We start from the raw sequence: 25,826 nt of genomic DNA on the forward strand, positions 1-25,826 counted from the left end.
TGTTAACATAACAAAAAACGTATGTTACACCACATTAAAATTTGTGGAGCATTTTAATAGCACGAATATAAAACATAGTATTATTTAAAACCTTGGGGAATAGAAGATAAAAAATTGTGATCGCATTAAAGGAGCAATAGTTTGTTTTTTTGCCTCAATTAAATGTATTTAAGATATACCAATTAAAGCCTTTTAAAAAAGGGATATAGCACCTTATTTTCTATTTATAGTATTCGCTATTAATTATTCCATTTTTCATAAAGCTTTGTTGCTACCTTCCACATATCTTTATCCCATTCAGAATTTGTCTGATAGGTATCTAACGCGATGCTTTCACGTAGTGCTACTTGTGCTTGTAAAAGTTCTACATCTATAACGGGTGGGCCTAAAATTATAGCAACTTGCTTCTTTTCTTTAGGTGTAACACTAAACGATGTAGCATCAATAATTTCTCGTATTTTTTGAAAATCAGCTCTAAAGTCTATACCATCCTTTTCTGTTAAGAAAGAATCTTCGATCTTTTCAAAAATTATAAACGCTAAGAATGGGCATATTTTTAATACCTCTGGCAATATTTCCAATATTACTTCCGGAATTCTACCATCGTGAGTGTCTCTGCGTATTTTTCTAGATAATGTAGGGTCTGTGTCCCAACTACCCCCCGAAATATGAAGCTCTTTAACCAATGATAAAGGGTAAGACTTGATTATAGTCATCATATCAATATTAAAATTCTCTGATTGACAATAGATATTATGAAGATCAAGAATAACAAATCCATTAACTGGATTTACCAATTTAAAAAGAAACTCCCCCTGTTCCAAAATATCAGCTACATTAGCCGTTAAAGCCAGATTTTCTATTCCAACATCTACCTGAGCAGTAGCTTGAAGCCGTTTTAATCTATCTATGCCTATTTGAAGTACAGGATTAGATAACGGAATAGGTAGCGGAAACCCGCTATGAGCATTAGCACTACTCATAAGTCCAAAATGTTCAGAAATTTGACAATACTTGTGAGACAACGTTTCCTGCCTCACTTTTTTAAGCCAATTTTCTTGTCTAGAACTCCAATTAGCATCCAAGAGAGCGTAAAACACTCCATGTCCAAGAAGCCTATTTTTCTCTCCATACTCTTTAAGTAAAAGTGATAGCCATGCAGGCTCATCCGCTTCGTCTTTTAAAGTGTCGAAAGACCATTCTATAATTTCAATTTTCTCTTCGGCAAAAAGCGGTAAAGCAGCTTCTAAAAATTTTTGGCTAGGTGCTATAGCAATACCCAGTTTAGGTTTTTTATTGCCCATTATCCTCTTCCGCATCCTAGACAAACAAAATCAAAAGAAGGTTCAACTCGTAATGCTACTATAGAATCTCTTCTTACTTTCTGTTCATAAATCTTGATGGAATCATTTTTTCGTCTCTGCTCTCTTAGTTTAGTCGAATCTTTAACTGGTTTTGACAATGAGATTTCAGTACTATTTTTAGTTGGTACAAGGCTGTCTTTGACAACATTGTTTACTTGTGCAGATACACCAATCCCTGAAGAAATCATACTGGCTAATAATATATTCGAAAGTTTCATAGGCTATGTTTAGTATTTATAAGCTATTGTATATCAAAATTAATGCCAACGATTATGACAATGTAAGTAGCCCGATTAAAAGTTTTTGCCACTTTATAAATATACGTAGACCTTTTGATTAAATACTAAACGTCCTATTTGCAATACATGATATGCTGCTAACTTATATTTATTTATTTATTGTGTTTTCATAAACTGATAAAGATTCCCAAATTTCTTCTATTTCTGGCCAAACATCATCACTAAAATCCGTATCTGTATTAATAATTAATATTTTTCCAGTTTCCGTTTTAGGACTAAAATACATTGCTGTCATCACTCCAGGGTCAGAACCATTATGACCAATTATTTTCTCCTCTACACCCAAAAATTCATCTCTAAACTCCATGAATATACCGAATTCTCCGTCAGTTTCTTTCTCGGAAACTTTTTGTTTTTCAAATAACTTATCATAGCTCTGTTTAGTTAACAAAGCTCCCTTACCGTTGTAGCCTTTAATTAACTCAGACAGGAATAATCCCAAATCTTTGCTTGAAGTAATAAAGCCACCATCCGCATAAGTAATTAAGGAGTAATCGGCTATCATCATTTCTTTATTTGCAAACAGCTTAGAACGCCTTATGGTGTCAATATCCTTTGACGACCAACCAGAAGATGACATTTTTAATGGCTTTAGTATATTGACTTTTGTAAAAGATTGATAATCTTGACCCGTTGCAGATGCTATTATCTGTGCACAAAGCGCGGCAGCTATATTTGAATATTCCCTTTTCTCTCCCGGTTTTGTATTTGAAAATATGTCCTTAGTGTACCATTTACCGTTTACAGTTAGGCTATTTTCAATATATTCTAATAATGAAATCTTTGTTTCAGGTTTATTAAAGTAATCAAATACACCTTCATTTTCTTCATGTTCAGATTTTTTTAGAACATATGATTTTCCATAAATCTCGTCAAGATCTATAATTGAAGACGTGTGATACGCTAAATGTTTAATTAAAATAGGCTTATCAGGATAATTTGGATTAACAATTTTGAAAGGCAAATAATTATTTATTGGGTCATTCAAATCTAATTTTCCCAGTTCTTGAGCTTTTAATAAAGATATTCCAATTAATGTTTTGGATATTGAACCTATGTTTTGAATTGTATTTGATGTGTAAGGATTCTTTTGATCAATATCGGTAAATCCAAATCCTTTATCATAAACCAACCCATTATCATCCACTACGGATACTGAAAAACCAATAATAGCCTCTTTATCAAATGCTAGTTGCAAGTTTTTAGTCAATGTATCGTTTATTGCCTTATAATTTTTTTTTGATGTTTCTTTTGGTTCTATTTTTTCTTTACACGAAAATAATGTTATTGAAATAATAAGTAATAAAAATAGATTTTTCATTCCAGGTGCTTTTTATTTAATTTGATGTTGTTTTGAAACTTGCTGACAACGGTTGAGCTCGTATATAAGAATTAATGCTAAAAATAAGGGATAATTTTCAAATGAAACACAAGCATAATGTTCCTATTTTTCTTTTATTTTTTTCACTTTAAATACCAAATTAAAGTATTGGCGGACTTTATTAATTGCACTAATCTTTCGTTTAGCAGAAAACCCGAATTCCTTATAGCCATTGTTGCCTGTCAGTATTCTTTATTATAATTACTTATTCTTCCTCTCCTTGATAAAAACTTTTAATATTAGAAATTTTATAATCCCAACCATCATTATAGAAAATTGATAAATCATATTTCCCAGTACCCTCTTGAAAACTTTGACTTACCTCTGTTTTTATACTATCATTTAAAATAATGTATTTACCTTCCATTTCAAAAATCCCATCGTTATGTGCATATATCATTATGTTATCATTGTCACGCCCAATTGTTGATATTGTATTGTTCTCTTGAATTAACAAGTAAGAAAAATCGTCAGCACAAAAAGTTAATCCATCTTCATCTGCAGAACCCAAAGAATAATCTACTGCTTTAATTAATTTTATTCGTTTGTTTTGATAGTTTAATTCTTCAACATTTTCAATGTTAAGTACATTATCTCCAAAAACAATATACTCTCGATTTTTGTATACAACTTTTACAAATTTGGCATAATCACAATAATCTGCATTTGGTTTTGAGGCATGTTCGAGTTCTGAAATTTCTAATTGTGATGCGTAGCTAATTCCATCAATCGACAAAGTACCTTTTGGTTTAAATTTATTGTCATATGTAGTTATCTTTTTTGTTTTATTTGGGAATAACAAAACTTCTTTTTCATCTAATATCAAATTAGGAAATGTTGATAACTTTACAGTACTCGCAGGTATAATTCCTCCATAATAAGATAATAGAAATCCATCAAAAACATAAACAATTTTCTCATTCATTTCTGTAAAAACACCAACCCACTCTCCGGACACTTCTTCTCCATTATCAGTTATTGTCATTTTTTGACTTGTACGCTCTACTATTTCTATTTGTTTTCCATAGTCAAATTTTCCAAGTATTTTTCCTCTCGGAATATCTCTAAAAATTAAACCATTTTTCGCATTAACATAAAACTTTTCAATTACTGTTGTCTTTTCTGAATTAGATTTTTTAATTGTTTCAGGAGGAATAGAGTTCTTTTTGGAGTCTATTTTTTCTTGAACAGCAATATTTGTTGAGTGATTTTTCTTGTTTTTACAAGAATAGAAAAGAGTTACTAAACTGAATAAAATTAATATTGATTTTATTCTTAATTGATTTTTAATACTCATACTATTTGAGTTTTATTATTTTTTTGTTCTATTTATAATTTCACATACTGCAGGCAACAAGCGGATAACCGTATGTATTCAGTTATTCAATTTTTCTATTGCTTATAAGCGTAGCTATTCTTAGCACCTAAATAAAGCATATGGTTTACAAAACCAAAATTTATTGTGGAATATCACAGCACTAATATAGAAAATAATGCTATTTAAAACCTTAGGAAAAAAAGTACAAATAAAAAATAGTTACACCGTTAAGGCCATAATGGGTTGTTTTTTTGCCACAGTTCTTATCAAACATTCATTTGCCAACACAAAACCTGACAAACTATATGATGAAACTTACGTTTCTATATTGCCTAATTAAATAGAGGATAAATCGAATAAAAAAGCTCAAAGAATCTGTTTTTTTTAAATCTATGAGCTTAGAATAATAGTGTCTCAGGTTTAGGCAGAATTTGCTTATTTTTTACCTCAGTTCTTTGTTTTGTTTTCGTACTTTTTTTTTCGGTTCTGTGTATAGCGTTGGCAAAGCAATACTCTTTTGTAATTTTTGGTTTATGTGTTGGCTGTAGCGAATTGCAAATGTGCATGGCTTTTAGAATCAGGTATTCTTAGTATTAATAACTCCTTTTAATTCTTCTTTGTCAAAATAGTATGCCCCATTGATTTCTAATCTTCCTGGATAGTCAGTTCCAAAAGATCGTCCTCCTATTATTTGCTTTTCTCCCAATACTGTCCAAACAACTTTTAAATTATTTTCATTTAGAAACTTCAAAAAAGAATGCTTTCGAACAAGCAAGTAAGATTTTGAATTATGATAGACATTTGTCGCAAAACACTGTACTTCCTTGGAGCTGTCAATAAATTCACCTTCTATTTGACTATATTTTAAATCCATACTCTTATAAATAACAGTACTTGGTTTTAAAAAGCTAATACTTTCTTCTTTTGATTCATCAAACTCTTCCTCCCACAAAAAGCCTTGTGCAGTTACATTGACTTCTGCTACATATTCCCCTGATTCCTTGTCATAAACTTCTGTCCATTCAGTGCCTCCATAATATTCAGTCATGAAATAATCCTGAGCAGGTGACCAATAATATTCTCTACTGAACATTTCATACCTATCTGCGCTTTCAGGCATCCAGCTGCCCATGAATTCTTGTTGAGTAGCCCAATCTTTAAATGAATCGTATTCATGATCTTTAACCAGATAACTTCTAATATTACACCAAAGCTCTTTATGTGGTTGATCCCATTTTTCTTCTCCAATTTTTTTTGGTTCTGACCAAGATGGATAACCTTCCAAAACCAACCACTCTGTACCTTTATCATCTTTTATTTGGATGATTTCTTCCATCTTAGGCAAAACACTTGAATCATTTACCCAGCTTTCGTTGGTGCAATCCCAATTAAATAATTTGTTATTAACCCACCAGAAATCTTGTGGCTGTTCATCATTATAACTTCCAGTTTCACTAATCAACAATGTTGGGTCAATATCTCTAACATAAGGATCCCAAGGTCCTTGATAAGGGGCTTCTTTTTTCTCTCCCAATCCTTCTTGCTTTATGAAATTATCAGATAACAGTGCCATGTATTCATAGTAGGCTATCCATTGGTATTTCTTCCCAATTCTTTCATTAGGAGTAGTACCTCTTCCTCTTCCAGTACCTACTCCCTTATCAAAGGAAAGGTGTAACTCAGGATTCCACCCAAGTTCTATAACTCTTGAAAGGATTAATCTTTGAGCAACCCTTAAATCAAAATATTCCCCTGTGTTAATAATTCTAAAATTATGATCTAAAAATGGTTCTATTTCTTGTTCATATTGAGATAAAAATTCATGTGTTAACGATTTTTTAAAATCATATCTTTTCTGGTCTAACTCTTCCTCTGTCTTTCGACCAATGGCAATTTCAAACTTAATCTCATTTCCAAACTCAAAATCGCCATCAGGTTCTCTCGTTATTATTGGATCAAGACTATTCAATAACTCCAGTTGTTCGGAGCCTAATTTATTTTTGAACTCCTCAAACACCTGTTCTCTATCAATTGGTGTTTCACCTTTTTTACAACCCGACCACTCTGAAGAACCACTATTAGTTCCTATTGTATATCTTGAAAAATCACCAAACCCCATAACAGAACGCCATAAGTGTCTGTAATTTTCATTGTCATATTTTCCTTTTAATTCTTCATCAGAAGGAATTTCTTCCGGCCAATTGCTTTGATATGGTGGCCTAACCTTTGATAATTCAAAACTAAGCTCGTTACCAAGGTAATGCGCATATTCAATTGCTCCTCTGGCGTAATCTCTTAATAATATGTGTGGGATTACGCCTGTTGGATCGCTAAAAATAGTTTTAAAAATGTATTCACTTAGCTCTGTTATTTTCTCCTTTTGGTCAGTTCTTAATGTACATCCGTAAGCAACAGCGAATAGCCGTTCAGAAACATATGGATCATTAACTCCTTCGAACATTTTCAAGAGTTTTAATAACACATCAATTCTATTGTGTAGTAAAGAGACCAATGCTTTTGTGGAGCAATCTCTGAGCTTTCTATTTGTGGAAGTATGGAACCATGCCAGCGTGATGCTTGAAAGCAAAACCGATTCATCAGAAATGTGTGATTTGTCCGTCTGATTCCAAGCCCAATCTATAAGTCGTTTTACAGATGAATCATCACTATATATATATTTAAGGAATTGTGTCCAATTTGCATCTCGCTCAGCGAGAGAGGATTTTATTAAATGATTGTGTAGAGAGTGAGCATTAAAAAAATGATTTGGAATTCCCGTAACTGCAAGAATAGTTTCCCAGAAATAGTCATGTGTGCCTTGATAGGAAAACACATGTTCATTAACATAATTTTTTGACTCTTCGTTAATGGTTTCGACCTTTCTCCAAAGTAAACTTTCAACAAAAGACTCGACAATTGGATATTTATCTTTAAGATCTGGAATAAGAGTATAAAACTCATATCCTTTTTTCTCAGGAACCTGTATTGAAAAAGCTTCAATTAGTCCTTTATGTCTATAAATAGCATTTTCATCTTTTACATAACTGTGGAGTTTACCATTTTCAGCGAACTCTTTCTCTAATTCAGAATATTGTTCAAGTAAATATTGAACAGTTAGGTGGTCTTCAAATCTCTCATATGCTAGGTAAACTCCTTCTTCATAATCATTGTCTTCTTTCCAAAATCGGTTCTTTGATAGTACACCTTCTGTAATTAGGTCATCTATAAAGCTTTTTTTATCAATAAAACTTGAAATGGATTCATTAACAACTTGATAAGCTAGTTCATATGATATATATCTAAGTTGGTTGTCAACTTTGTATTTAATTAAAGCATAAATGGATTTTTGTACTAGGTTTAAACTATCTGAGTATCCAACTCGTTTTGGTTTTGATAATACAATATTTACGTTTTTGACAAAAAAGTTAATAATTGTGGTGATCCCTTGAAGGCCATCAGGAATGCGGGTTAATCCAGCTTTGTTTATTCCTTCACAAAATAGTTTTAAGAATAGTGGATTTTGAAATTCGGGATGTAACAATGGTACATTAGGCAGTTCAATTTTATAATTATCAAAAAATAACTTACTTGCTTCATATTCAATATTCCTAAATCCAAAATGATGATGTTCTACAATGTCTATGCTAGACCTTTCTTCGTCAGGAAAAATTAAACTTTTATAGGAAGTTCTAATAGTTAACACTAGACCGAGCCATTCATATTTTTTTATTTCATTAATGAAACTTTTTACAAACTCATTCCAGAAGTAGTTCCCTTTGCCTTCATTGATCGCATCAATAAAAAGAACTATTCTCTTTTCTGACTCTTTAGCTCTTTGATTTAATTTTCTTAGAAAATCTTCAGCTTTAGAATTGATTTGAAGTCTTTTGAAAATTTGTGTCCAAGGGTCTTCTTCTGTAACGAAATGCTGGCCAAGAAGAAAAACACTTTCATGCTCTTTCTTAATTCTTCTTGAAACTAAATCTCCAATTAAATGTGATTTCCCTATACCTGCTTCACCATCAAGGAGTAGAAAAGGGTTATTTGCAAGCTTGAATGAAGAACCATGAATAAAATTTTGAATGGAAGTAAGCTCATGCTCAAATTCTCTAATGTTTCTTAGCTCAGAACCGTGTTTATGATAATATTGGTAATCATTTTTTTCTTTTTGTACTTTGCGTTCTTCTGTTATGTAGTAATCATAGATTTGTTGTACGGAGCTATGAGCTTCATTCAATAAGTCATTAAACTCATTTACTGGAATTGAGGCAGTTCCTAAGAAATCAATTTTATGAAACAACGTCTGTAATTCATCAAAGGTATTTTCCAAACTCTCAAGACTTTCTTTTACTTCAGGTTGATTCTTTAATACCTTTTTCCCTTTTATCAGAAGCTGATCAAAAAGCTTTGTTGATTTCCTTTTGAACTCTTCGGTTCTTCCTAGACCTTCGAATATTTCAGATACCTCAAGTTTTACATTTAGCTCAGGAGTATACCTTTTTCCTAGATCATCAATTGATGATTCACATTGCTCATGGAACCAATGTTGATCAGGTTGAAATATCGTTTCGGAGTGCAGAGTTTGAACCATTGAACTTATTGTGTCAATTTTTCTTTCTATGCTATTGAGACTTTCACCTAAATCAAAGATTTTGGTCTTGTAATTTTCTTCAATAAATAACTCCTTTAGTTTATTGTCATTGTTAATCTTTTCTTTGAAAATCCCATAAAACAAGTCCAATTCACTAGTGCTAGGGATCAAAATATTGGAGTTGTTTTTCAATAATTCAATGACAGAACTATAATCGGTTTGTGAATTATTGAATAGAATATACTTGTTTAATTCATCAAACAAAATTTGGGAATGATAAAAAGGGAACTTGTTGGAAGCGGTTTCTATTTGTTTTTTGGTTTCAAATTCATCAACTGTCTCATATATTATTTTCACCAGTCTATTTTGATACTTTTTTGTTGGAAAGAAAAATTTCTTAAGCCTTCCGTAACCTTGTTCTTTTATAAATTGATCAACAAATTTGAGAGATACGTATGTTATTATTGTAATTGATACTGGCTCCATATATTATTAAGTATTGTCATTTCCTAGCTAAGAATAGCTCTTTTGGTTTTTCTGCGTTGGCTTTGCGTTTTGGCAAAAACCAAATATGCTGTTTGTGTGGCTGGTTTTTTTGGTATGAAACACAACGTAATCATAACCGTATGTCTACTGTTTTTTTTTACTATTCGTATTAAAACCGCATACATACGGCTACTCGATTTATTTGCTACTTTTTAAACATAGTAATCCAAATACCCAAATTAAGGCGTGGCGAAAACTACATAAAAATTTGTGGGGGAAGTATTACGTTGCTAATATAAAACATAATTGGATTCAAAACCTTGCGGGATTCCGCAGAAATGGAAAATAATAGTAAAAAAAATCAATCTGTCACTAGACTGCATAGCGAAACCCAATGAAAATCTTCCTAAAAGAAAGGAGGAAAATGCATAAGAATGCTTCTTTTTAAGAAATAGGAGCTATTCGTAAAATGGTAGGTCATGGTCTAACTCGTAGCTATTACAGATTAGCGCTACGCTAGTTATACCCGAAGCACAAGGCAGCTTCTTTAATAACTCTCAGCAAAGCTAAGGTACTTATAAAGAAGAATAAACGTGTTTTAATCACTAAACAGAAAGCTTACCGTCTACCAATCTATAGGAAAATAATCTTTTAAGAATTTTCCTGCCCAATGTTTTCCGGTATTGATGCCATCAAATAAAGGATCCATCACCCGTGCAGCGCCATCTACAATATCTAAAGGCGGTTGAAAATCTTGTTCTTCTTGCTTCTTCTTTGCCATAGCTGCAGGGTCTTCATCCGTTACCCAACCCGTATCTACCGCATTCATAAAAATACCTTGCTTAGCCAAATCGCCTGCAGCCGTATGGGTTAACATATTCAAAGCCGCTTTGGCCATATTGGTATGCGGATGGCGCGATTCTTTAAAAGCACGGTGGAATTTGCCTTCCATTGCCGTAACATTTATAATATGTTTCTGGCCTGTAGGATTCTTTTTCATCACTTCCGCCAAACGGTTACACAAAACAAAAGGCGCGACAGCATTTACCAGCTGTACTTCTATCATTTCTGTAGTTTCTATTTCACCCAATTTCAAACGCCAACTGTTGGTATTTCGTAAATCTACCTGCTGTAAATCGGCATCCAACTCCCCTTCCGGGAATACTTCTTTAGCCACTAAAGCCTTATCAAAACTGTAGGGTATCTGTGATAATTTTGCCGAAGCACGTAAGCCTATTCCTGGTTCAGGGCCATGCCAAGTAACGGGCATATTCTGATTAGGAGACGCTGTAGAGGTAAGCTGTGTTAGCTCTTCTAAGCAACTGTTATGATCTTGCAATAATTCTTGTGCGAACTTAGGTAGCGAAGCCATAGGTTGTTCTTCATTCTCCATCAAATGGTGGTAGAACCCTGCAGGCCTGCGTACCGTTTGTGCGGCATTGTTAATTAGAATGTCTAAATGATCATACTGCTGTTCTATAAAATTACAGAAGATTTCTACACTCGGAATATGGCGTAAATCTAAGCCGTGTATTTTTAATCGGTGTCCCCATTCCATAAAATCGGCTTCTTTAGAAAAGCGTAAAGCGGAATCTACAGGAAAGCGCGTTGTTGCAATAACGGTTGCTCCGCCACGCAATAGCATTAAAGTGATATGGTAGCCAATTTTTAAGCGAGAGCCGGTAATCACGGCTACTTGCCCTTTTACATTGGCGGATTGGAAACGTTTGGCATAATTAAAGTCGCCACACTCCGTACACATGGTATCGTAAAAATGGTGTAGCTTGGTAAAAGATGTTTTACAGACATAGCAATTACGAGCAACTTCTAATTCTTGCTGCTCTTTATTTGCTAAATCTGCTGCTTGTAATAATTTTGGTGCCGTAAATATGTGGGCTTCTCGTGCATTCCGGATTCCCGTTTCTTTCCGTGCCACACGATCCATTTTATCTTGCTTGCGTTTGTTCGCCTTTTTGGCGTCTTTTTTACGACGGGAAAACTCGTCTCTATTCGGCCTAGAAAACTGCCCGCTTACTTTAAGCAATTCCGTTCTTTGTGCTAGGGGAATATCAAATATTTGATCGGTATGGGCAACTAGTTGCCCTAGTATAGCAATGCATTTATCAATTTCTTCGGAGGAAATAGGAGATGAAATAGAAGGGTCTTCAGCGTTTGAATTCATATAAATTTTACTATCCTATGATGCGTTTTTTTACTGTATTACTACTTCTCTATACTAATTATTCATCCGCTGGCGCTACTTCATAATTCACTCGAAGTGACAGCAGTGAACTGATTTGTACTTGAGAATCTTTATAACTACTACTCTTTTAATTATTTCTTTGTACCGTTGTCCTAACTTCAACTAGCTGTTCATTTTTTTCATCGATAAAAAAACGAACCAAACCTGCCTGCCGGCAGGCGGGAAAATCTAGGCTGACGAAACTAAGTCTAAATTTTTCTTTCAATCTCCTGAATTTCAGGGACTCGCTTTTAACCATCAAGAAAAACAAAACCTAGCGCTAAACTCAAACAGCCTGAAATTGCTACGGATGTTTCAATTCAAATTTTACGACAAATTTTCGATAGGCAGTTCTTTAATTCAACTAAATACATCAATCAGACTTTCATATTTTGTACTTAATACTCTTCACTTATAACTCAAATGTCAGTTCGAGTGGTTTTCGATAGAAAATTGTATCGAGAACTTTTTACTACTCAAATACTTCTCAATACTAATCATTCATCCGCTAGCGCTACTTCATAATCCACTCGAAGTGACAGCGGTATTCTGATTAGTAATTGAGAGGTATTATAACTACTACTCTTTTAATTATTTCTTTGTACCGTTGTCCTAACTTCAATTATCTGTTCATTTTTTTCATCGATAAAAAAACGAACCAAACCTGCCTGCCGGCAGGCGGGAAAATCTAGGCTGACGAAACTAAGTCTAAATTTTTCTTTCAATCTCCTGAATTTCAGGAACTCGCTTTTAATCATCAAGAAAAACAAAACCTAGCGCTAAGCTCAAACAGCCTGAAATTGCTACGGATATTTCAATTCAAATTTTACGACAAATTTTCGATAGGCCGTTCTTTAATTCAACTAAATACATCAATCAGACTTTCATATTTTGTACTTAATACTCGTTACTTATAACTCAAATGTCAGTTCGAGTGGTTTTCGATAGAAAATTGTATCGAGAACTTTTTACTGCACGAATACTTCTCGATACTAATTATTTATCCGCTAGCGCTACTTCATAATTCACTCGAAGTGACAGCGGTGAACTGATTTGCAATTGAGATGCTTTATAACTACTACTCTTTTAATTATTTCTTTGTACCGTTGTCCTAACTTCAATTATCTGTTCATTTTTTTCATCGATAAAAAAACGAACCAAACCTGCCTGCCGGCAGGCGGGAAAATCTAGGCTGACGAAACTAAGTCTAAATTTTTCTTTCAATCTCCTGAATTTCAGGAACTCGCTTTTAACCATCAAGAAAAATAAAACCTAGCGCCAAGCTCAAACAGCCTGAAATTGCTACGGATATTTCAATTCAAATTTTACGACAAATTTTCGATAGGCCGTTCTTTAATTCAACTAAATACATCAATCAGACTTTCATACATTGTACTTAATACTCTTTACTTATAACTCAAATGTCAGTTCGAGTGGTTTTCGATAGAAAATTGTATCGAGAACTTTTTACTGCTCGAATACTTCTCGATACTAATCATTCATCCGCTAGCGCTACTTCATAATTCACTCGAAGTGACAGCGGTGTGCTGTTTAGTAATTGAGATGCTTTATAACAATCACTCTATTTACTTAATACTATTTACTTATAACTCAAATGTCAGTTCGAGTGGTTTTCGATAGAAAATTGTATCGAGAACTTCTTACGGCTCAAATACTTCTCGATACTAATCATTCATCCGCTAGCGCTACTTCATAATTCACTCGAAGTGACAGCGGTATTCTGATTTGTAATTGAGAATCTTGATAACTACTACTCTCTCCACTTAGTACTCTTTACTTATAACTCAAATGTCAGTTCGAGTGGTTTTCGATAGAAAATTGTATCGAGAACTTTTTACTACTCGAATACTTCTCGATACTAATTCTTCATCCGCTAGCGCTACTTCATAATTCACTCGAAGTGACAGCGGTGTGCTGATTTGTAATTGAGAATCTTTATAACAATCACTCTTTATACTTAGTACTCTTTACTTATAACTCAAATGTCAGTTCGAGTGGTTTTCGATAGAAAATTGTATCGAGAACTTTTTACTGCTCGAATACTTCTCGATACTAATCATTCATCCGCTAGCGCTACTTCATAATTCACTCGAAGTGACAGCGGTGTGTTGATTTCTAATTGAGAAGCTTTATAACTACTACTCTCTCCACTTAGTACTCTTTACTTATAACTCAAATGTCAGTTCGAGTGGTTTTCGATAGAAAATTGTATCGAGAACTTTTTACTGCACAAATACTTCTCGATACTAATCATTCATCCGCTAGCGCTACTTCATAATTCACTCGAAGTGACAGCGGTGTGCTGATTTGTAATTGAGATGCATTATAACTACTACTCTATTTACTTAGTACTCACTACTTGAAACTCAAATGTAAGTTCGAGTGGTTTTCGATAGAAAATTGTATCGAGAACTTTTTACTGCTCGAATACTTCTCGATACTAATTCTTCATCCGCTAGCGCTACTTCATAATTCACTCGAAGTGACAGCGGCGAACTGATTTGTAATTGAGAATCTTTATAACAATCACTCTATTTACTTAGTACTCTTTACTTATAACTCAAATGTCAGTTCGAGTGGTTTTCGATAGAAAATTGTATCGAGAACTTTTTACTACTCGATACTAATTATTCATCCGCTAGCGCTACTTCATAATTCACTCGAAGTGACAGCGGTATTCTGATTTGTAATTGAGAAGCTTTATAACTACTACTCTTTTCACGTACTACTTTTCACTCAGAATTCAAATGTCAGTTCGAGTGGTTTTCGATAGAAAATTGTATCGAGAACTTTTTACTGCTCGAATACTTCTCGATACTAATGATTCATCCACTAGCGCTACTTCATAATTCACTCGAAGTGACAGCGGTGTTCCGACTTGTAATTGAGAAGCTTAATAACTACTACTCTTTTAATTACTTCTTGGTACTATCTATTCAGAACTCAAATGTCAGTTCAAGTGGTTTTCGATAGAAAACTGTATCGAGAACTTTTTACTGCTCCAATACTTCTCGATACTAATCATTCATCCACTAGCGCTACTTCATAATTCACTCGAAGTGACAACGGTGTGTTGTTTTTTATTGAGAGGTATTAGAACAATCACACTTTTTACCTACAAATTCGTATTAAAAAAAATTACTCCAGAACAGTAATTCTGACTTTCTTCTTTTTCAATTTAGTATTGCTTAGCTTTCGCACTAAATCATCAGCAATTGCTAAGGGTACAGCAACAAAAGCACAATCTTGTTTTAATTCTATAGTTCCTAATTGATCTTTATTAATTTCGCCTTGCTTAAAGAACAATCCTGCGATATCTCCTTTAGAAATCTTATCTTTTCTACCGCCAGAAATAAATAAAGTCTCCCAATATTGTGCTTTTCGGGGTGCTTTTACCGAAATATTTGCACGGTTAGGGTTTTTAATAAATTCTGGAAATTCCTCTTTTTCCCAACGCATTACATAGGCAGTACCTTTTGTATTTACACGTGCTGTTCTCCCATTACGGTGCGTAAATTCTTCCTCAGAAGCTGGCACATCATAATGAATAATATATTTAAGCTCTGGTACATCTATACCTCTTGCGGCTAGATCTGTAGCAATTAAAAGCTGACTCGTACCATTTCTAAATTTGATTAAAGCACGGTCACGATCATACTGTTCCATCTCTCCTGAAAATGTAGAATGGCTAATTTTCTTTTCCGTCAAAAATTTATCTAAGTACTCTATATTTTCTTTTAGGTTACAAAAAACAATTCCTTGTTCATTCCCTAAATGCATTACTAAATCTAATAGCGTTTGAGATTTGTTTCTCAAAGGAGAAATTACCGTTTTAATCTCTAATTTCAGCGCTTTTTTCTCTTTTAGGTAATTGATAAGAACTGGCTTATCTAAACGTACAAATGGCGGAATCTCTATATTCTGAGTGGCGGAAGTTAAAATACGCTTATTAATACGCGGTACGTTTGCTATAATACCCTTCATCTCATCAGAAAAACCTTTATCCAAACATTTATCAAACTCATCTAGAATCAATGTTTTTATACTCTCTTTAGAAAAACGATCATTCATAAAATGATCTAAAATTCTCCCTGGTGTTCCTATAAGAATAGCGGGATTATGCTTTAATTCCGACTTATCTTTGGCCATAGTACGACCACCATACACCGCATTTACCTTAAACCCTGTACCCATAATTCTAAGTACTTGCTCTATTTGTATGGCTAACTCGCGAGAAGGCACCACTATTAAGGCTTGCACTTCGTCAATGGTAGCATCTAATGTTTTTAAAAGCGGTAATAAAAACGCTAATGTTTTACCAGTTCCCGTTGGTGAAAGTAAAATGGTATTGGTTGTCTTTTCTATAACAGCAATAGCTTCCACTTGCATTGGGTTCAATTGATGAATATTCAGTTTTGCTAAAATATCCTCTTGATCTTTTATACTATTCGCCATTGCAATTATATATTTTTCTTGTTTGTTGGTGTTTCTTCTTTTGGAAGAATATTGGTATTGTGCTCTAAATAATTCGCCAATACTTTATCTATTAATTCATCTTTTGTTAAATGATGAAAAACAGTTTTTATCTTATTTTTAAAATCTTCGGTAACGTCACGATTTGGTTTCGTTTTAAAAACTTTCTTAGCCCAAAGTAAGGCATTTGTTTCTTCAATACTCGCCGCATCTGCTTTTTCAATTTTATGAAACGTAATCCCTAGTTCTTTTTCAAAAACAGGAATATCTGCAACTTCTTCTTGCTGTAAAATAGTAATAGAAAGTCCGTTTGCTCCTGCCCTAGCCGTTCTACCACTTCTATGCACATATAAATCATACGTTTCTGGCAAGTGATAATTTACAACATATGATATATCCTTTACATCAATACCACGAGAGGCTAGATCTGTAGCTACTAAAATTTTTAGTTGCCCTTCTCTAAACTGCCCCATAACACGATCACGAATTACCTGCGTTAAACTCCCATGAAGTGCTCCCGATGAAAATTTGTTAATCGCTAAGTTCTTCGCTAGCTTATTTACAGCAGCTTTTGTTTTACAGAAAATAATACCTTGTTCTCCTTCTCTAGAACTTAAGAAATGTAATAAAACATCTAATTTCTCAATAGGTTCTACGACGATATATTGATGCTCAATACCTTGATGGCCGATAGTATCCATATCTGCCTCTAGGTGCATTACATTTTTATTCAAGTAATTCTGCACCAATTGCTTAATAGCGCCTGGCATAGTAGCTGTAAATAATAATGTTCTGCGCTCTTCTGGTAATTCTTTTACAATAGGATCTAGATCTTGCTTTAAAGCTGTCACCATTTCATCTGCTTCATCTAACACCAAATACGAGGTATTTTTTATGTTGATGGCTTTCTGCTGAATTAAATCTACCAAACGTCCTGGTGTAGCAACAACTACGTGAGTTGCACTTTTTAATTTTTCAATCTGAGGTTTTATAGGTGTTCCTCCGCAAATTGATGCAATAACAATAGCCGGACTATATTTAGCAAACGAGACTAAATTGGCGTAAATCTGCTGTCCTAACTCCCTTGTAGGGGCCAAAATAACCACTTGAATATCGTTGTTTTTTGTATTTACCAATTGTAATAATGGCAGCCCAAATGCAGCTGTTTTTCCAGTACCCGTTTTTGCCAAAGCCACAATATCTTTCTTTGCAGTAAGTACTAGCGGAATGGTCTTCACCTGAATATCTGTAGGGGTAGTAATTTCTAAATCAGCTAAACTTTTTTGAAATACTTCGTTAACTCCTAGCTTGGAAAAATGCTTTGACATAAAATAATTTTTCGCAAAGATAACTACAGTTTTTTTGGTATTGGTAAAGATTAGATGTTATCTGTTATTCATGAGCTTTTTTCCTAATCTAAACCCTTAATTTGAAGTGATTTATTGGATTTAACATGCAATAGTTGTGCAGATAGTTTATATGCCCTAAACTTGTCTTGCAAAGCATTTGTGGCTATGAGTATTAAATTTTATACCTCCATCTTTTTACTCTCCATTATTTTATGGAGCTGTGGGAACCCTAGTGTTGGAAAACCTAAAGCCGTACCTACCGTAGCTGCCTTACCAAAAGAAATTAAAACACCTTTGAACAATCCTAATACTGCTGAAAAAGTACAATTAGGGAAACTCTTATTTTATGACCCTATTCTCTCTGGTGGTAAAGATATTTCTTGCGTAAGTTGCCATCATCCTGCAACGGGTTATGCTGAATTTTTAGACCTATCTATTGGTAGTAATGGAAAAGGCTTAGGTAGCAAACGAGTTTTTAATACCCCAAACACTATTCCGCTGATGAAGCGCAATTCTCCTACTATTTTAAATACCGCCTATAATGGCATTCAGGAAAAAGGCGATTATGATCCTGAAGCGGCCGCTATGTTTTGGGATGACCGCATCAAAAGCTTAGAGAAACAAGCTTTAGAGCCTATCAAAACCTTAGAAGAAATGAGGGGGCATCATTTTGATAAAAATCAGATTTTAACTGAGGTAGCAGTACGACTTGAAGCCATCCCAGAATACAAAAAACGCTTTGCCGCAGCATTTGGCTCCCATGAACCCATAGATAGTATTCATATTGCAAAAGCTATCGCTGCTTTTGAACGCACTTTGGTCGCCAATAATTCGCGCTTTGATCAGTATATGTCTGGAGACAGCACTGCTATTTCCTTAGCTGAAAAAGAAGGTTTAGCGCTATTTAAATCTGTGGGATGTATTAATTGCCATAGCGGTCCTATGTTCTCTGATTACAAGCTGCATGTGATTGGTGTTCCTGAAAACAAAAAAGTGTTGGTGCCAGACAGCGGTGCTGAAGAGCGTTTTGCTTTTAGAACACCCTCATTACGCAACCTACGTTTTACTGCTCCCTATATGCACAATGGCGTATTTCAAAATTTGAAAGAAGTTTTAGAATTCTATGAAGATATCTCCGTAGGCAAAACAAGAAATGAATCGGTTTCTAAAGCCATGTTTGACCCTTTGGTAGATGATTTGGAGCTAAGTGTTAAAGAAATGTCGCTACTAGTTTCATTTTTAAATACGTTGAATAATGATAATTTCGACAAAGAAATTCCCCTTACTGTTCCTAGTGGATTGGCCGTAGGAGGTAATATCCATTAAATTGATCATTTTTTTTCAATAAGAAATATAAGCTTCCGGCCCCCTAACTAGTAAAAACACAGAAGGAGCCTAAAAGGCTCCCTCATCAACTTAAAACTAAAAGCCGAGAACTACTACATAACTCGACTCTTAATAAACAACTACTACGTACTACAATTAACTAACTCAAATTATGATTTTTTTACCACCTGTAGTGGCTTTTTCTCTTTGTAACTCATCCAGAAATAATTTACTACTCCCAGTAAAAAAACGACACTTCCAACGACGTATAATGTTGAATAATCTCTTTTCCCTTCTGTAGGTGCACTTATAAATGAATGTTCTTCTACCTTTAAATTCAAGGTATGTTGATTTTCATTATTCAATACAAATCTTGTCTTCGTAAACCCATTTTTAAATAATAATAAGGTACTCTGATTTTTATAGATCTCTTTAAAAATGGTGTTTTTCACCACTACATTTTTTAAGTTTTCAGGGATTCCACTTAACTCAAAAACAACTTTTGTTTCGTGTCCCAGTTTTACCTGAGCACTTTTAATTTTATAGTTGACTTTGTCGTTAAACAAAAAACTTAAATTATTTTTCACATGAGCGATCACCATTTCTTTAAACTCTTCTGGGGTTTTGTATTCTTGTACTGGGTACATGGTTTTTATTTCATGTTGAAATGCTGTTAGTGCCCCTGAAATTTGTAATACCCAACTCCCATTATCTTGTTCTACCAACATCACCGTAGAAGCATCTGCCTGATGTGCTTGCACACTAAGACTAACAAAAAATAATGCAATTAATATTTTATACATGTTTTATGATTTTATAGGTATTATTCTGCGTAAGCTCCTGACAAACAATTAATAAAACTATTTGTTCCTGGTGCAGCTACATGATAATGATACCCTCTTGTATCATCTGAGTGTCCTCTACAATCATCTAAATCTGTTGGCTCATTTCCATCTGCATCTAATTGTGCATACATCCCAAAGCCATCCATAGCATATCCTATCTGAGCAGCATGGTCATCTGTTTGCGCTACTTGAGTAGATACGCCTGTTGCGGCATGATAATGATATCCTGCATTTAAATTAATATGTCCGCCAGCATCATCAAAAGGTGCTAAAGTATAGGCTCCTAAAATAGCATCTGTTGGAGCTGGAGCATCAAAAACAACACCGTTAAAAGCAAGTCCTCTATTGGAAGGTGCTGAAGCTGCCCCCGGAGGTCCAAAACCACCAAAAGAAAGTGCACTCGCTAATTTTACTGGGGTAACAGGTATGGTATACGTGTTACTCATATCTGTTACATATGATGGGAGACATTCTACACAGAAATTCTCATATTCCTCACCTACATCTGGATTTGCCGCATTAGCACAATCATCCTCTGTTTCTGTGGTATAAATGTCTCCATTCTCATCATACATCATCCAATTATCATCACCATAAAAAGTGGCCATATTTTCTATAAAAGCTCCATCAACATCATACACTTCTCCGCCTTCTAACCAAATACCTCCCGCCTCTGCACCATCTGAAATATTATCAGGACACCAAGGTCCCATGGTATGATCTGCTGGTGTACTTGTAGTTACAATTTGATAACAATCTCCCTCGGTACCGTCTGAAAGGGTACAGGGTACTAAAGTCACTGTAACCGCTCCACTATCGGTTAAAAAAAGACTAGGATCAACGTCCATGACAAGAGCATCACTCGTAGTTTCTTCTATTTCTGAATCAGCATCTGCATCTGAAGAACTATTACTACAGCTGCTACAGGCTACAAAAAATGCCAAAGCCATCACTATCAATACTGCGTAAAATATATTTAATTTTTCAAAAATTTTCATGGCTTAATTGTTTAATTAATATTCTTTGATGGAGTAAATCTACCCTATAAAAAGAATTCAAATTTTAACTATAAGCGAATCAAGAAAACTATTCAGCGAATGCCATTTCTAAATCAACGAAGCCTTTAGGGAAACAAGGAAATAGCTCCTATGAGCGAAGAACTCAAAAATTTAACCATAAAAAAAGGAGCTCCTAGGAGCTCCTTTAAAATTATATAAGAAAATAGATTTCTATTCTAATCCTCTAGCTTTAAGCATCGGTTCTATTGTTGGATCAGAACCTCTCCAATCTTTATACATCTGCTCTAAATCTAAGGTGTTTCCTCTAGAAAGTACCATTTCTCTAAAACGTTGTCCGTTAGCACGTGTTAAACCTCCGTTATTTTCAAACCAGTTATAGGCATCGTGATGTAACATTTCTGTCCATAAATACGAATAATATCCTGCAGCATAACCACCTCCAAAGATGTGCGCAAAATAAGTAGATCTATATCTAGGTGGTACCGCACTTACCACATCTAATTTTGTTTTTGCTAAGGCTTCTTTTTCAAAAACATTAGCATCTGCAATTTTAGTATCCGCAGCAATAACATGCCACTGCATATCTAAATTTGATGCTGCTAAGTTTTCTGTTAAGCTATACCCTTGATTAAAAGTTCCTGATTTTTTAATCTTGTCCAATAATGCTTGTGGAATTTGTTCTCCTGTCTTGTAGTGTACTGCATAGTTTTTTAGAATTTCAGGATATAAGGCCCAATTTTCATTAAACTGAGAAGGAAATTCTACAAAGTCTCTTGCTACTGCTGTTCCTGATAAAGAAGGATATTGCTGATCTGCAAAAAAGCCATGTAATGCATGACCAAATTCATGAAACATTGTTTCTACTTCATCATAGGTAAGCAGAGCTGGTTCACCTTCTGCTGGTTTTGGGTAATTACACACATTATAAATCACTGGTTTTTTGTCATACAATTTAGACTGAGTAACAAAATTGCTCATCCAAGCACCACCACGTTTACTAGGTCTCGCAAAATAATCAGCATAAAATAAGCCTAGTGCTTCCCCATTTTCTTCAAAAAGCTCATACACTAATACATCATCATGATAGGTAGGAATATCAACACGCTCTTTAAAAGTGATGCCGTATAACATTTTAGCAGCATAAAAAACACCCTTTTCTAAAACGGTCTTCGTTTCAAAATAAGGCTTAATTTGATTTTCATCCAAATCATATTTAGCAATACGTACCATTTCTGCGTAATGGTTCCAATCCCAAGCTTCTAAAGTAAAATCCTCACCTTTGGTTTTTACCATTTGCTGAATTTCAGCTTCTTCATTTTTTGCTTTTGCTGTTGCTGCAGGAATTAAACCATTAAACATTTTAAAAACATTATCTGGAATTTCAGCCATCGTACCTTGAAGACTCCATGCTGCATAATTAGGAAAACCTAAAAGGGCTCCTTTTTTAGCCCGTAGTTCTGCTAGTTCTGTGATAATCCCCTTAGTATCCTGCGCAGAGCCATCTGTTCTATAGAAAGCCGCTTTAAATAATTTTTCTCTTGTAGCTCTATTTTCAAGACTCTGTAATAACGGTTGTTGTGTGGTGTTCAATAAAGGTATTTTCCAACCTTCGCCTTCCGTATTCTCTAAGGATTTTAATTGTGCTTCAGAAAGTCCCGCTAATGCTGCTTTATCTGAAAAAACTAACGCTCCATTATTATTTGCTTCTAATAAAGTTTTATTAAATTGATTTTCTAAAGCTGCTAATTTAGCATTGTACCCTTTTAAAACTTCTTTATCTTCTGGAGAAAGATTTGCCCCTGCCTTTTCGAACTGCTCAAAATAGTTCTCTATTAATTTTACAGCTTCAGCTTCTAATCCTAAGCTATCTTTTGTTTCCTGTAAGCGCTTTACGCGCTGAAATAGTTTATCATTTAAAAAAATAGCATCTTGTAACGCTGCAAATTTAGGAGCCATTTCTTCTTGAATCGCTTGAAGCATATCATTCGTATTTGCTCCTGTTAGACCGTAAAAGATATTAGAAACACGTTCTAATACTTCGCCACTTTTCTCTAAAGCTAAGATGGTATTGTCAAAAGTAGCTTCTGCCGTAGTATTGGCAATTTCCTGTATAGCTTTTTCTTGCAAGGCGATACCTTCATCTAAAGCTGGCTTAAAGTGATCGTTTGTAATTTTACTGAAATCTGGAGCAAAGTACGGTAATGTACTTTCTACCAGCAATGGATTCTCTGAAGTATTCATAGCTTTTTCTGATGAAGATTCGTTTTTGCTTTTCGTGTCTTTACAACTCGTAAACAACACCGTAAACAAAAACATAATACATACATTTTTCATGTAATTGGAATTAAAATTAGTCTCTGTAAAGATATAAAATTAGAACTGCATCTAGACGTAAATATATAAGGTGGAATTTACTATAAAAAAAAGCCGTACTACTTTTCTTCTATTCTAAGTTCAAATTTTACTTTCCGTATGCCAAAATCTGTATCCCATTGTAGGACTTCCACAAAGCCTAATTTTTCATAAAGTTGCGAAGCTGGACCGTTATCTACTCCTGTTTCTACTACAAATAAAGTAGAATGGTAGTTTTCTAGGGTAAATAGCATCAATTTTCTCGCGATTCCTTGTCTAAAAAAATCGGGATGAACTACTAAGCTTCTAATATGGATATGGCTTTCGCCTGGTATAATTTCAATCACTGCAGCTAAAACCTCCTCCTTAAAATATCCATAGAAATGCGTATCGCTTTTTTTGTAATTTTCAAGCGACCTCTTTAATGGCGGAAAATCTATCGCTTTTAATAATGCAGCTTCTATTGCATACGATGCTTGAAAAATAACTTGCATTTTTTCTGCAACTTCCAGATCACTATTTTGAAGTTTTTTTATCATCGTTGGAACATTACATATGTTTTTTTCAATACACTAGAAACTCTTTTAGAGCATTTAAAATCTGGCCGCCAAATTAAATGACCTTAGCTTTTTTTTACGATAACCGTTATCCTTTAATTAGTAGATAATCAGCAAAATAGTTCTTGCCGTCGGTAAATTTGGATTGAATGACCATAGCTGTTTCCGATAAAATAGCCTTTAAAATTTCTGTATCATATTTTCTAGAAATCTCCGTGTGTATCTTTTCTCCTTCTTCAAAAGAAATATGCTGGTCTAAAGCAGCTATCCACACTTTTTGAGTTTTCTTACTTACTAAAAAGCTTTTAGCTATTCCTGATTGCTCATCATATTCTGGAGCATGCTTAAAATTCCAAATGTCAAATTCTGCACCAAACTCTTTATTAATTCTGTTCAGTAAATTTAGATTAAATGCAGCAGTAACTCCTTGTGCATCATTATATGCTGGCAAGACTACAGCCGATGGTTTGATACAATCAAGCCCCAAAAAAAGTTTATCGTTTGCGCTTAAGTTTTCAGAAAGTTGTTCCATGAAACTAGCTGCTTCATCATCTTCCATATTCCCTAAATTAGAGCCTAAGAAAAGTACCACTTTAGGGTGCTCACTATTCTTAAAACTCTCTAAAACTCCAAAATAATCGCCCTGTTGCGTTTTCACAGAAAGATTAGGAATTTCTTTTTTTAGATTTTCTTCTAGATCATCTAGCGCATGTTGCGAAATATCTATGGGTAGGTAATCAAACTTAAAATCTTGGGCCACTAAAGGTTTTAGTAACTCTTTAGTTTTTGTACCATCTCCTGCACCTAATTCTATCAGCTCAAAATACGTGTCTTTATCCAACCCTAAAGCACTAATAATAGCATTGGGTTGCTCTCTTAAAATTTCATGCTCTGCCCTTGTCAAATAATATTCTGGAAGATTCATTATTTTAACAAAGAGTTTATCACCTATTTCATCATAAAAGTAACGCGATGACAAAAATTTAGGACTACTATTAAGTCCTAAGTCTACATGCGTTAAAAATGCTGTATCAATAGTTATTTCACTAGTCTGATTCCCGTGTACTGCCATCTATATTTTGGATGAAAAAAGTTTCTATATGTATTTCTTTCATGACCTTCACTAGTAGCTACAGAGCTACCACGAAGTACCATGGTATTGATCATAAATTTGCCATTGTATTCTCCTACAGCGCCATCGGCAACTTTGAAATTAGGGTAAGGCAAGTACGCAGAATACGTCCACTCCCATCGTTTTCCCCAATTAAATTTTTCTGATGCTGCTTCCCATTCAAATTCTGTTGGGAGTCGCATGTTTTTAAACGTTGCAAAAGCCTGCGCTTCATAGAAGGAAACATGAGAAAGTATAGCGTCTAAATCTACAGGCTTTAAACCCGCCAGCGTGTAGTTAAACCAAGTACCCTCTTTCTGTATCCAATACAGTGGCGCAATGATATTTTCCTCTTGTACCCAAGACCAACCTTCATCTAACCAATATTTAAATTCTTGGTACCCCCCAGCAACTATAAAAGCTATGAAATCTCTATTGGTTACTAAACCTTTAGCTAATTTATATTCATGTAAAAAAACCTTGTGCCTTCCTAGCTCATTATCAAAACAAAACCCATCACCTTGATGGCCAATTTCATAAATACCTTCTGGCATTGCTAACCAACCGTCTGCTTTATTAGTATCCTGTACCAGGTTAAAATTTTCATGGTAAACGGGATGAAGTGGATTGAAAGAAAACGTGTGTTTTAAATCTGTAAGTAATAATTCTTGATGTTGTTGCTCATGCTGAATGCCTAAGGTCACCAAGGTTTCTATTTCTAAAGATAGTTTGGACTTTAATAGGGCTACAATATGTTTATCTACATAGGATCTATAGCTATAAATTTCTTCGATAAGCGGTCTGGTCATAGCACCCCTCAGAGAACGTGTGGCCCTTTCACCGACTGTTTGGTAATAGCTATTAAAAAGGTAGGAGAAATCTTTGTTGAAAATAACATAGTTTTCGTCGAATTTTTTAAGAATCATTTCCTCAAAAAACCATGTAATATGTGCTAAATGCCATTTTGGTGGACTCGCAAAAGCAACGGGTTGTGCATTATAATCTTCTGGTGCAAGTGGCGCACACAACGCTACGGAATGCGCTCGTGTTTTTTTAAATTGATGTATTAACTCGTGGTTAGTCATTTAAATA

15 protein-coding genes are annotated in these 25,826 nt (G+C 34.4%); 1 reads left to right on the forward strand and 14 read right to left on the reverse strand.

The window, feature by feature from the left end:
* Nucleotides 1–239: 239 nt before the first annotated feature.
* From CELAL_RS20185 to CELAL_RS20220, 8 genes are all read right to left on the reverse strand, one after another.
* Nucleotides 240–1,304, reverse strand: a complete 1,065-nt coding sequence (locus tag CELAL_RS20185; RefSeq protein ID WP_013552756.1) for a multinuclear nonheme iron-dependent oxidase — start codon at nucleotides 1,302–1,304, stop codon at nucleotides 240–242.
* Nucleotides 1,304–1,582, reverse strand: a complete 279-nt coding sequence (locus tag CELAL_RS20190) for a hypothetical protein (protein WP_013552757.1) — start codon at nucleotides 1,580–1,582, stop codon at nucleotides 1,304–1,306. Before CELAL_RS20190 ends, CELAL_RS20185 begins: the two co-directional genes overlap by 1 nt.
* A gap of 169 nt (nucleotides 1,583–1,751) precedes the next feature.
* Nucleotides 1,752–2,984: a serine hydrolase domain-containing protein gene (locus CELAL_RS20195; RefSeq protein ID WP_013552758.1), complete on the reverse strand. Its 1,233-nt coding sequence runs from the start codon at nucleotides 2,982–2,984 to the stop codon at nucleotides 1,752–1,754.
* Between the two features lie 265 nt (nucleotides 2,985–3,249).
* Complete coding sequence (locus tag CELAL_RS20200) at nucleotides 3,250–4,341, reverse strand: hypothetical protein (RefSeq protein ID WP_013552759.1); 1,092 nt, start codon at nucleotides 4,339–4,341, stop codon at nucleotides 3,250–3,252.
* A gap of 598 nt (nucleotides 4,342–4,939) precedes the next feature.
* Nucleotides 4,940–9,439, reverse strand: a complete 4,500-nt coding sequence (avs2, locus tag CELAL_RS22480) for an AVAST type 2 anti-phage system protein Avs2 (protein WP_013552761.1) — start codon at nucleotides 9,437–9,439, stop codon at nucleotides 4,940–4,942.
* Nucleotides 9,440–10,064: 625 nt separating this feature from the next.
* A complete protein-coding gene (locus CELAL_RS20210; protein ID WP_013552763.1) occupies nucleotides 10,065–11,621 on the reverse strand; it encodes an SDR family oxidoreductase in 1,557 nt (518 codons plus the stop codon).
* A gap of 3,219 nt (nucleotides 11,622–14,840) precedes the next feature.
* Nucleotides 14,841–16,157: a DEAD/DEAH box helicase gene (locus tag CELAL_RS20215; RefSeq protein ID WP_013552764.1), complete on the reverse strand. Its 1,317-nt coding sequence runs from the start codon at nucleotides 16,155–16,157 to the stop codon at nucleotides 14,841–14,843.
* A 5-nt stretch (nucleotides 16,158–16,162) separates the two neighbouring features.
* Nucleotides 16,163–17,503, reverse strand: coding sequence for a DEAD/DEAH box helicase (locus CELAL_RS20220; RefSeq protein WP_013552765.1), 1,341 nt, complete (start codon nucleotides 17,501–17,503; stop codon nucleotides 16,163–16,165).
* 186 nt (nucleotides 17,504–17,689) lie between these two features.
* On the opposite strand from CELAL_RS20220, the gene CELAL_RS20225 reads away from it, so the two are divergent.
* Nucleotides 17,690–18,850 (forward strand): cytochrome-c peroxidase, encoded by a 1,161-nt coding sequence (locus CELAL_RS20225; RefSeq protein WP_013552766.1) that lies wholly within the window; start codon nucleotides 17,690–17,692, stop codon nucleotides 18,848–18,850.
* 170 nt (nucleotides 18,851–19,020) lie between these two features.
* Here the strand turns inward: CELAL_RS20225 and CELAL_RS20230 are convergent, their stop codons facing one another.
* The 6 genes from CELAL_RS20230 to egtB all read right to left on the reverse strand — a co-directional run bounded on the left by CELAL_RS20230 (nucleotide 19,021) and on the right by egtB (nucleotide 25,819).
* The gene (locus CELAL_RS20230) at nucleotides 19,021–19,653 is read right to left on the reverse strand and encodes a DUF6702 family protein (RefSeq protein WP_013552767.1); all 633 of its coding nucleotides are present in this window, start codon (nucleotides 19,651–19,653) and stop codon (nucleotides 19,021–19,023) included.
* Nucleotides 19,654–19,673: 20 nt separating this feature from the next.
* Complete coding sequence (locus CELAL_RS20235; protein ID WP_013552768.1) at nucleotides 19,674–20,693, reverse strand: YHYH protein; 1,020 nt, start codon at nucleotides 20,691–20,693, stop codon at nucleotides 19,674–19,676.
* Nucleotides 20,694–20,924: 231 nt separating this feature from the next.
* Complete coding sequence (locus tag CELAL_RS20240) at nucleotides 20,925–23,048, reverse strand: M3 family metallopeptidase (protein WP_041557846.1); 2,124 nt, start codon at nucleotides 23,046–23,048, stop codon at nucleotides 20,925–20,927.
* A 98-nt stretch (nucleotides 23,049–23,146) separates the two neighbouring features.
* Nucleotides 23,147–23,605, reverse strand: a complete 459-nt coding sequence (locus tag CELAL_RS20245; RefSeq protein WP_013552770.1) for a GNAT family N-acetyltransferase — start codon at nucleotides 23,603–23,605, stop codon at nucleotides 23,147–23,149.
* A 106-nt stretch (nucleotides 23,606–23,711) separates the two neighbouring features.
* The gene (locus CELAL_RS20250) at nucleotides 23,712–24,695 is read right to left on the reverse strand and encodes an L-histidine N(alpha)-methyltransferase (protein WP_013552771.1); all 984 of its coding nucleotides are present in this window, start codon (nucleotides 24,693–24,695) and stop codon (nucleotides 23,712–23,714) included.
* On the reverse strand, nucleotides 24,662–25,819 hold the full coding sequence (gene egtB, locus CELAL_RS20255; RefSeq protein ID WP_013552772.1) for an ergothioneine biosynthesis protein EgtB: 1,158 nt from the start codon (nucleotides 25,817–25,819) through the stop codon (nucleotides 24,662–24,664). Before egtB ends, CELAL_RS20250 begins: the two co-directional genes overlap by 34 nt.
* Between the last annotated feature and the right edge of the window lie 7 nt (nucleotides 25,820–25,826).

The sequence above is a fragment of the Cellulophaga algicola DSM 14237 genome, assembly GCF_000186265.1.
GTDB lineage: Bacteria > Bacteroidota > Bacteroidia > Flavobacteriales > Flavobacteriaceae > Cellulophaga > Cellulophaga algicola.

What these genes read in the sequence shown, in the direction of transcription:
- CELAL_RS20185 (WP_013552756.1), bottom strand. Translation starts at nt 1,304, where the DNA reads ATGGGCAATAAAAAACCTAAACTGGGTATTGCTATAGCACCTAGCCAA.
- CELAL_RS20190 (WP_013552757.1), bottom strand. Translation starts at nt 1,582, where the DNA reads ATGAAACTTTCGAATATATTATTAGCCAGTATGATTTCTTCAGGGATT.
- CELAL_RS20195 (WP_013552758.1), bottom strand. Translation starts at nt 2,984, where the DNA reads ATGAAAAATCTATTTTTATTACTTATTATTTCAATAACATTATTTTCG.
- CELAL_RS20200 (WP_013552759.1), bottom strand. Translation starts at nt 4,341, where the DNA reads ATGAGTATTAAAAATCAATTAAGAATAAAATCAATATTAATTTTATTC.
- avs2 (WP_013552761.1), bottom strand. Translation starts at nt 9,439, where the DNA reads ATGGAGCCAGTATCAATTACAATAATAACATACGTATCTCTCAAATTT.
- CELAL_RS20210 (WP_013552763.1), bottom strand. Translation starts at nt 11,621, where the DNA reads ATGAATTCAAACGCTGAAGACCCTTCTATTTCATCTCCTATTTCCTCC.
- CELAL_RS20215 (WP_013552764.1), bottom strand. Translation starts at nt 16,157, where the DNA reads ATGGCGAATAGTATAAAAGATCAAGAGGATATTTTAGCAAAACTGAAT.
- CELAL_RS20220 (WP_013552765.1), bottom strand. Translation starts at nt 17,503, where the DNA reads ATGTCAAAGCATTTTTCCAAGCTAGGAGTTAACGAAGTATTTCAAAAA.
- CELAL_RS20225 (WP_013552766.1), top strand. Translation starts at nt 17,690, where the DNA reads ATGAGTATTAAATTTTATACCTCCATCTTTTTACTCTCCATTATTTTA.
- CELAL_RS20230 (WP_013552767.1), bottom strand. Translation starts at nt 19,653, where the DNA reads ATGTATAAAATATTAATTGCATTATTTTTTGTTAGTCTTAGTGTGCAA.
- CELAL_RS20235 (WP_013552768.1), bottom strand. Translation starts at nt 20,693, where the DNA reads ATGAAAATTTTTGAAAAATTAAATATATTTTACGCAGTATTGATAGTG.
- CELAL_RS20240 (WP_041557846.1), bottom strand. Translation starts at nt 23,048, where the DNA reads ATGAAAAATGTATGTATTATGTTTTTGTTTACGGTGTTGTTTACGAGT.
- CELAL_RS20245 (WP_013552770.1), bottom strand. Translation starts at nt 23,605, where the DNA reads ATGATAAAAAAACTTCAAAATAGTGATCTGGAAGTTGCAGAAAAAATG.
- CELAL_RS20250 (WP_013552771.1), bottom strand. Translation starts at nt 24,695, where the DNA reads ATGGCAGTACACGGGAATCAGACTAGTGAAATAACTATTGATACAGCA.
- egtB (WP_013552772.1), bottom strand. Translation starts at nt 25,819, where the DNA reads ATGACTAACCACGAGTTAATACATCAATTTAAAAAAACACGAGCGCAT.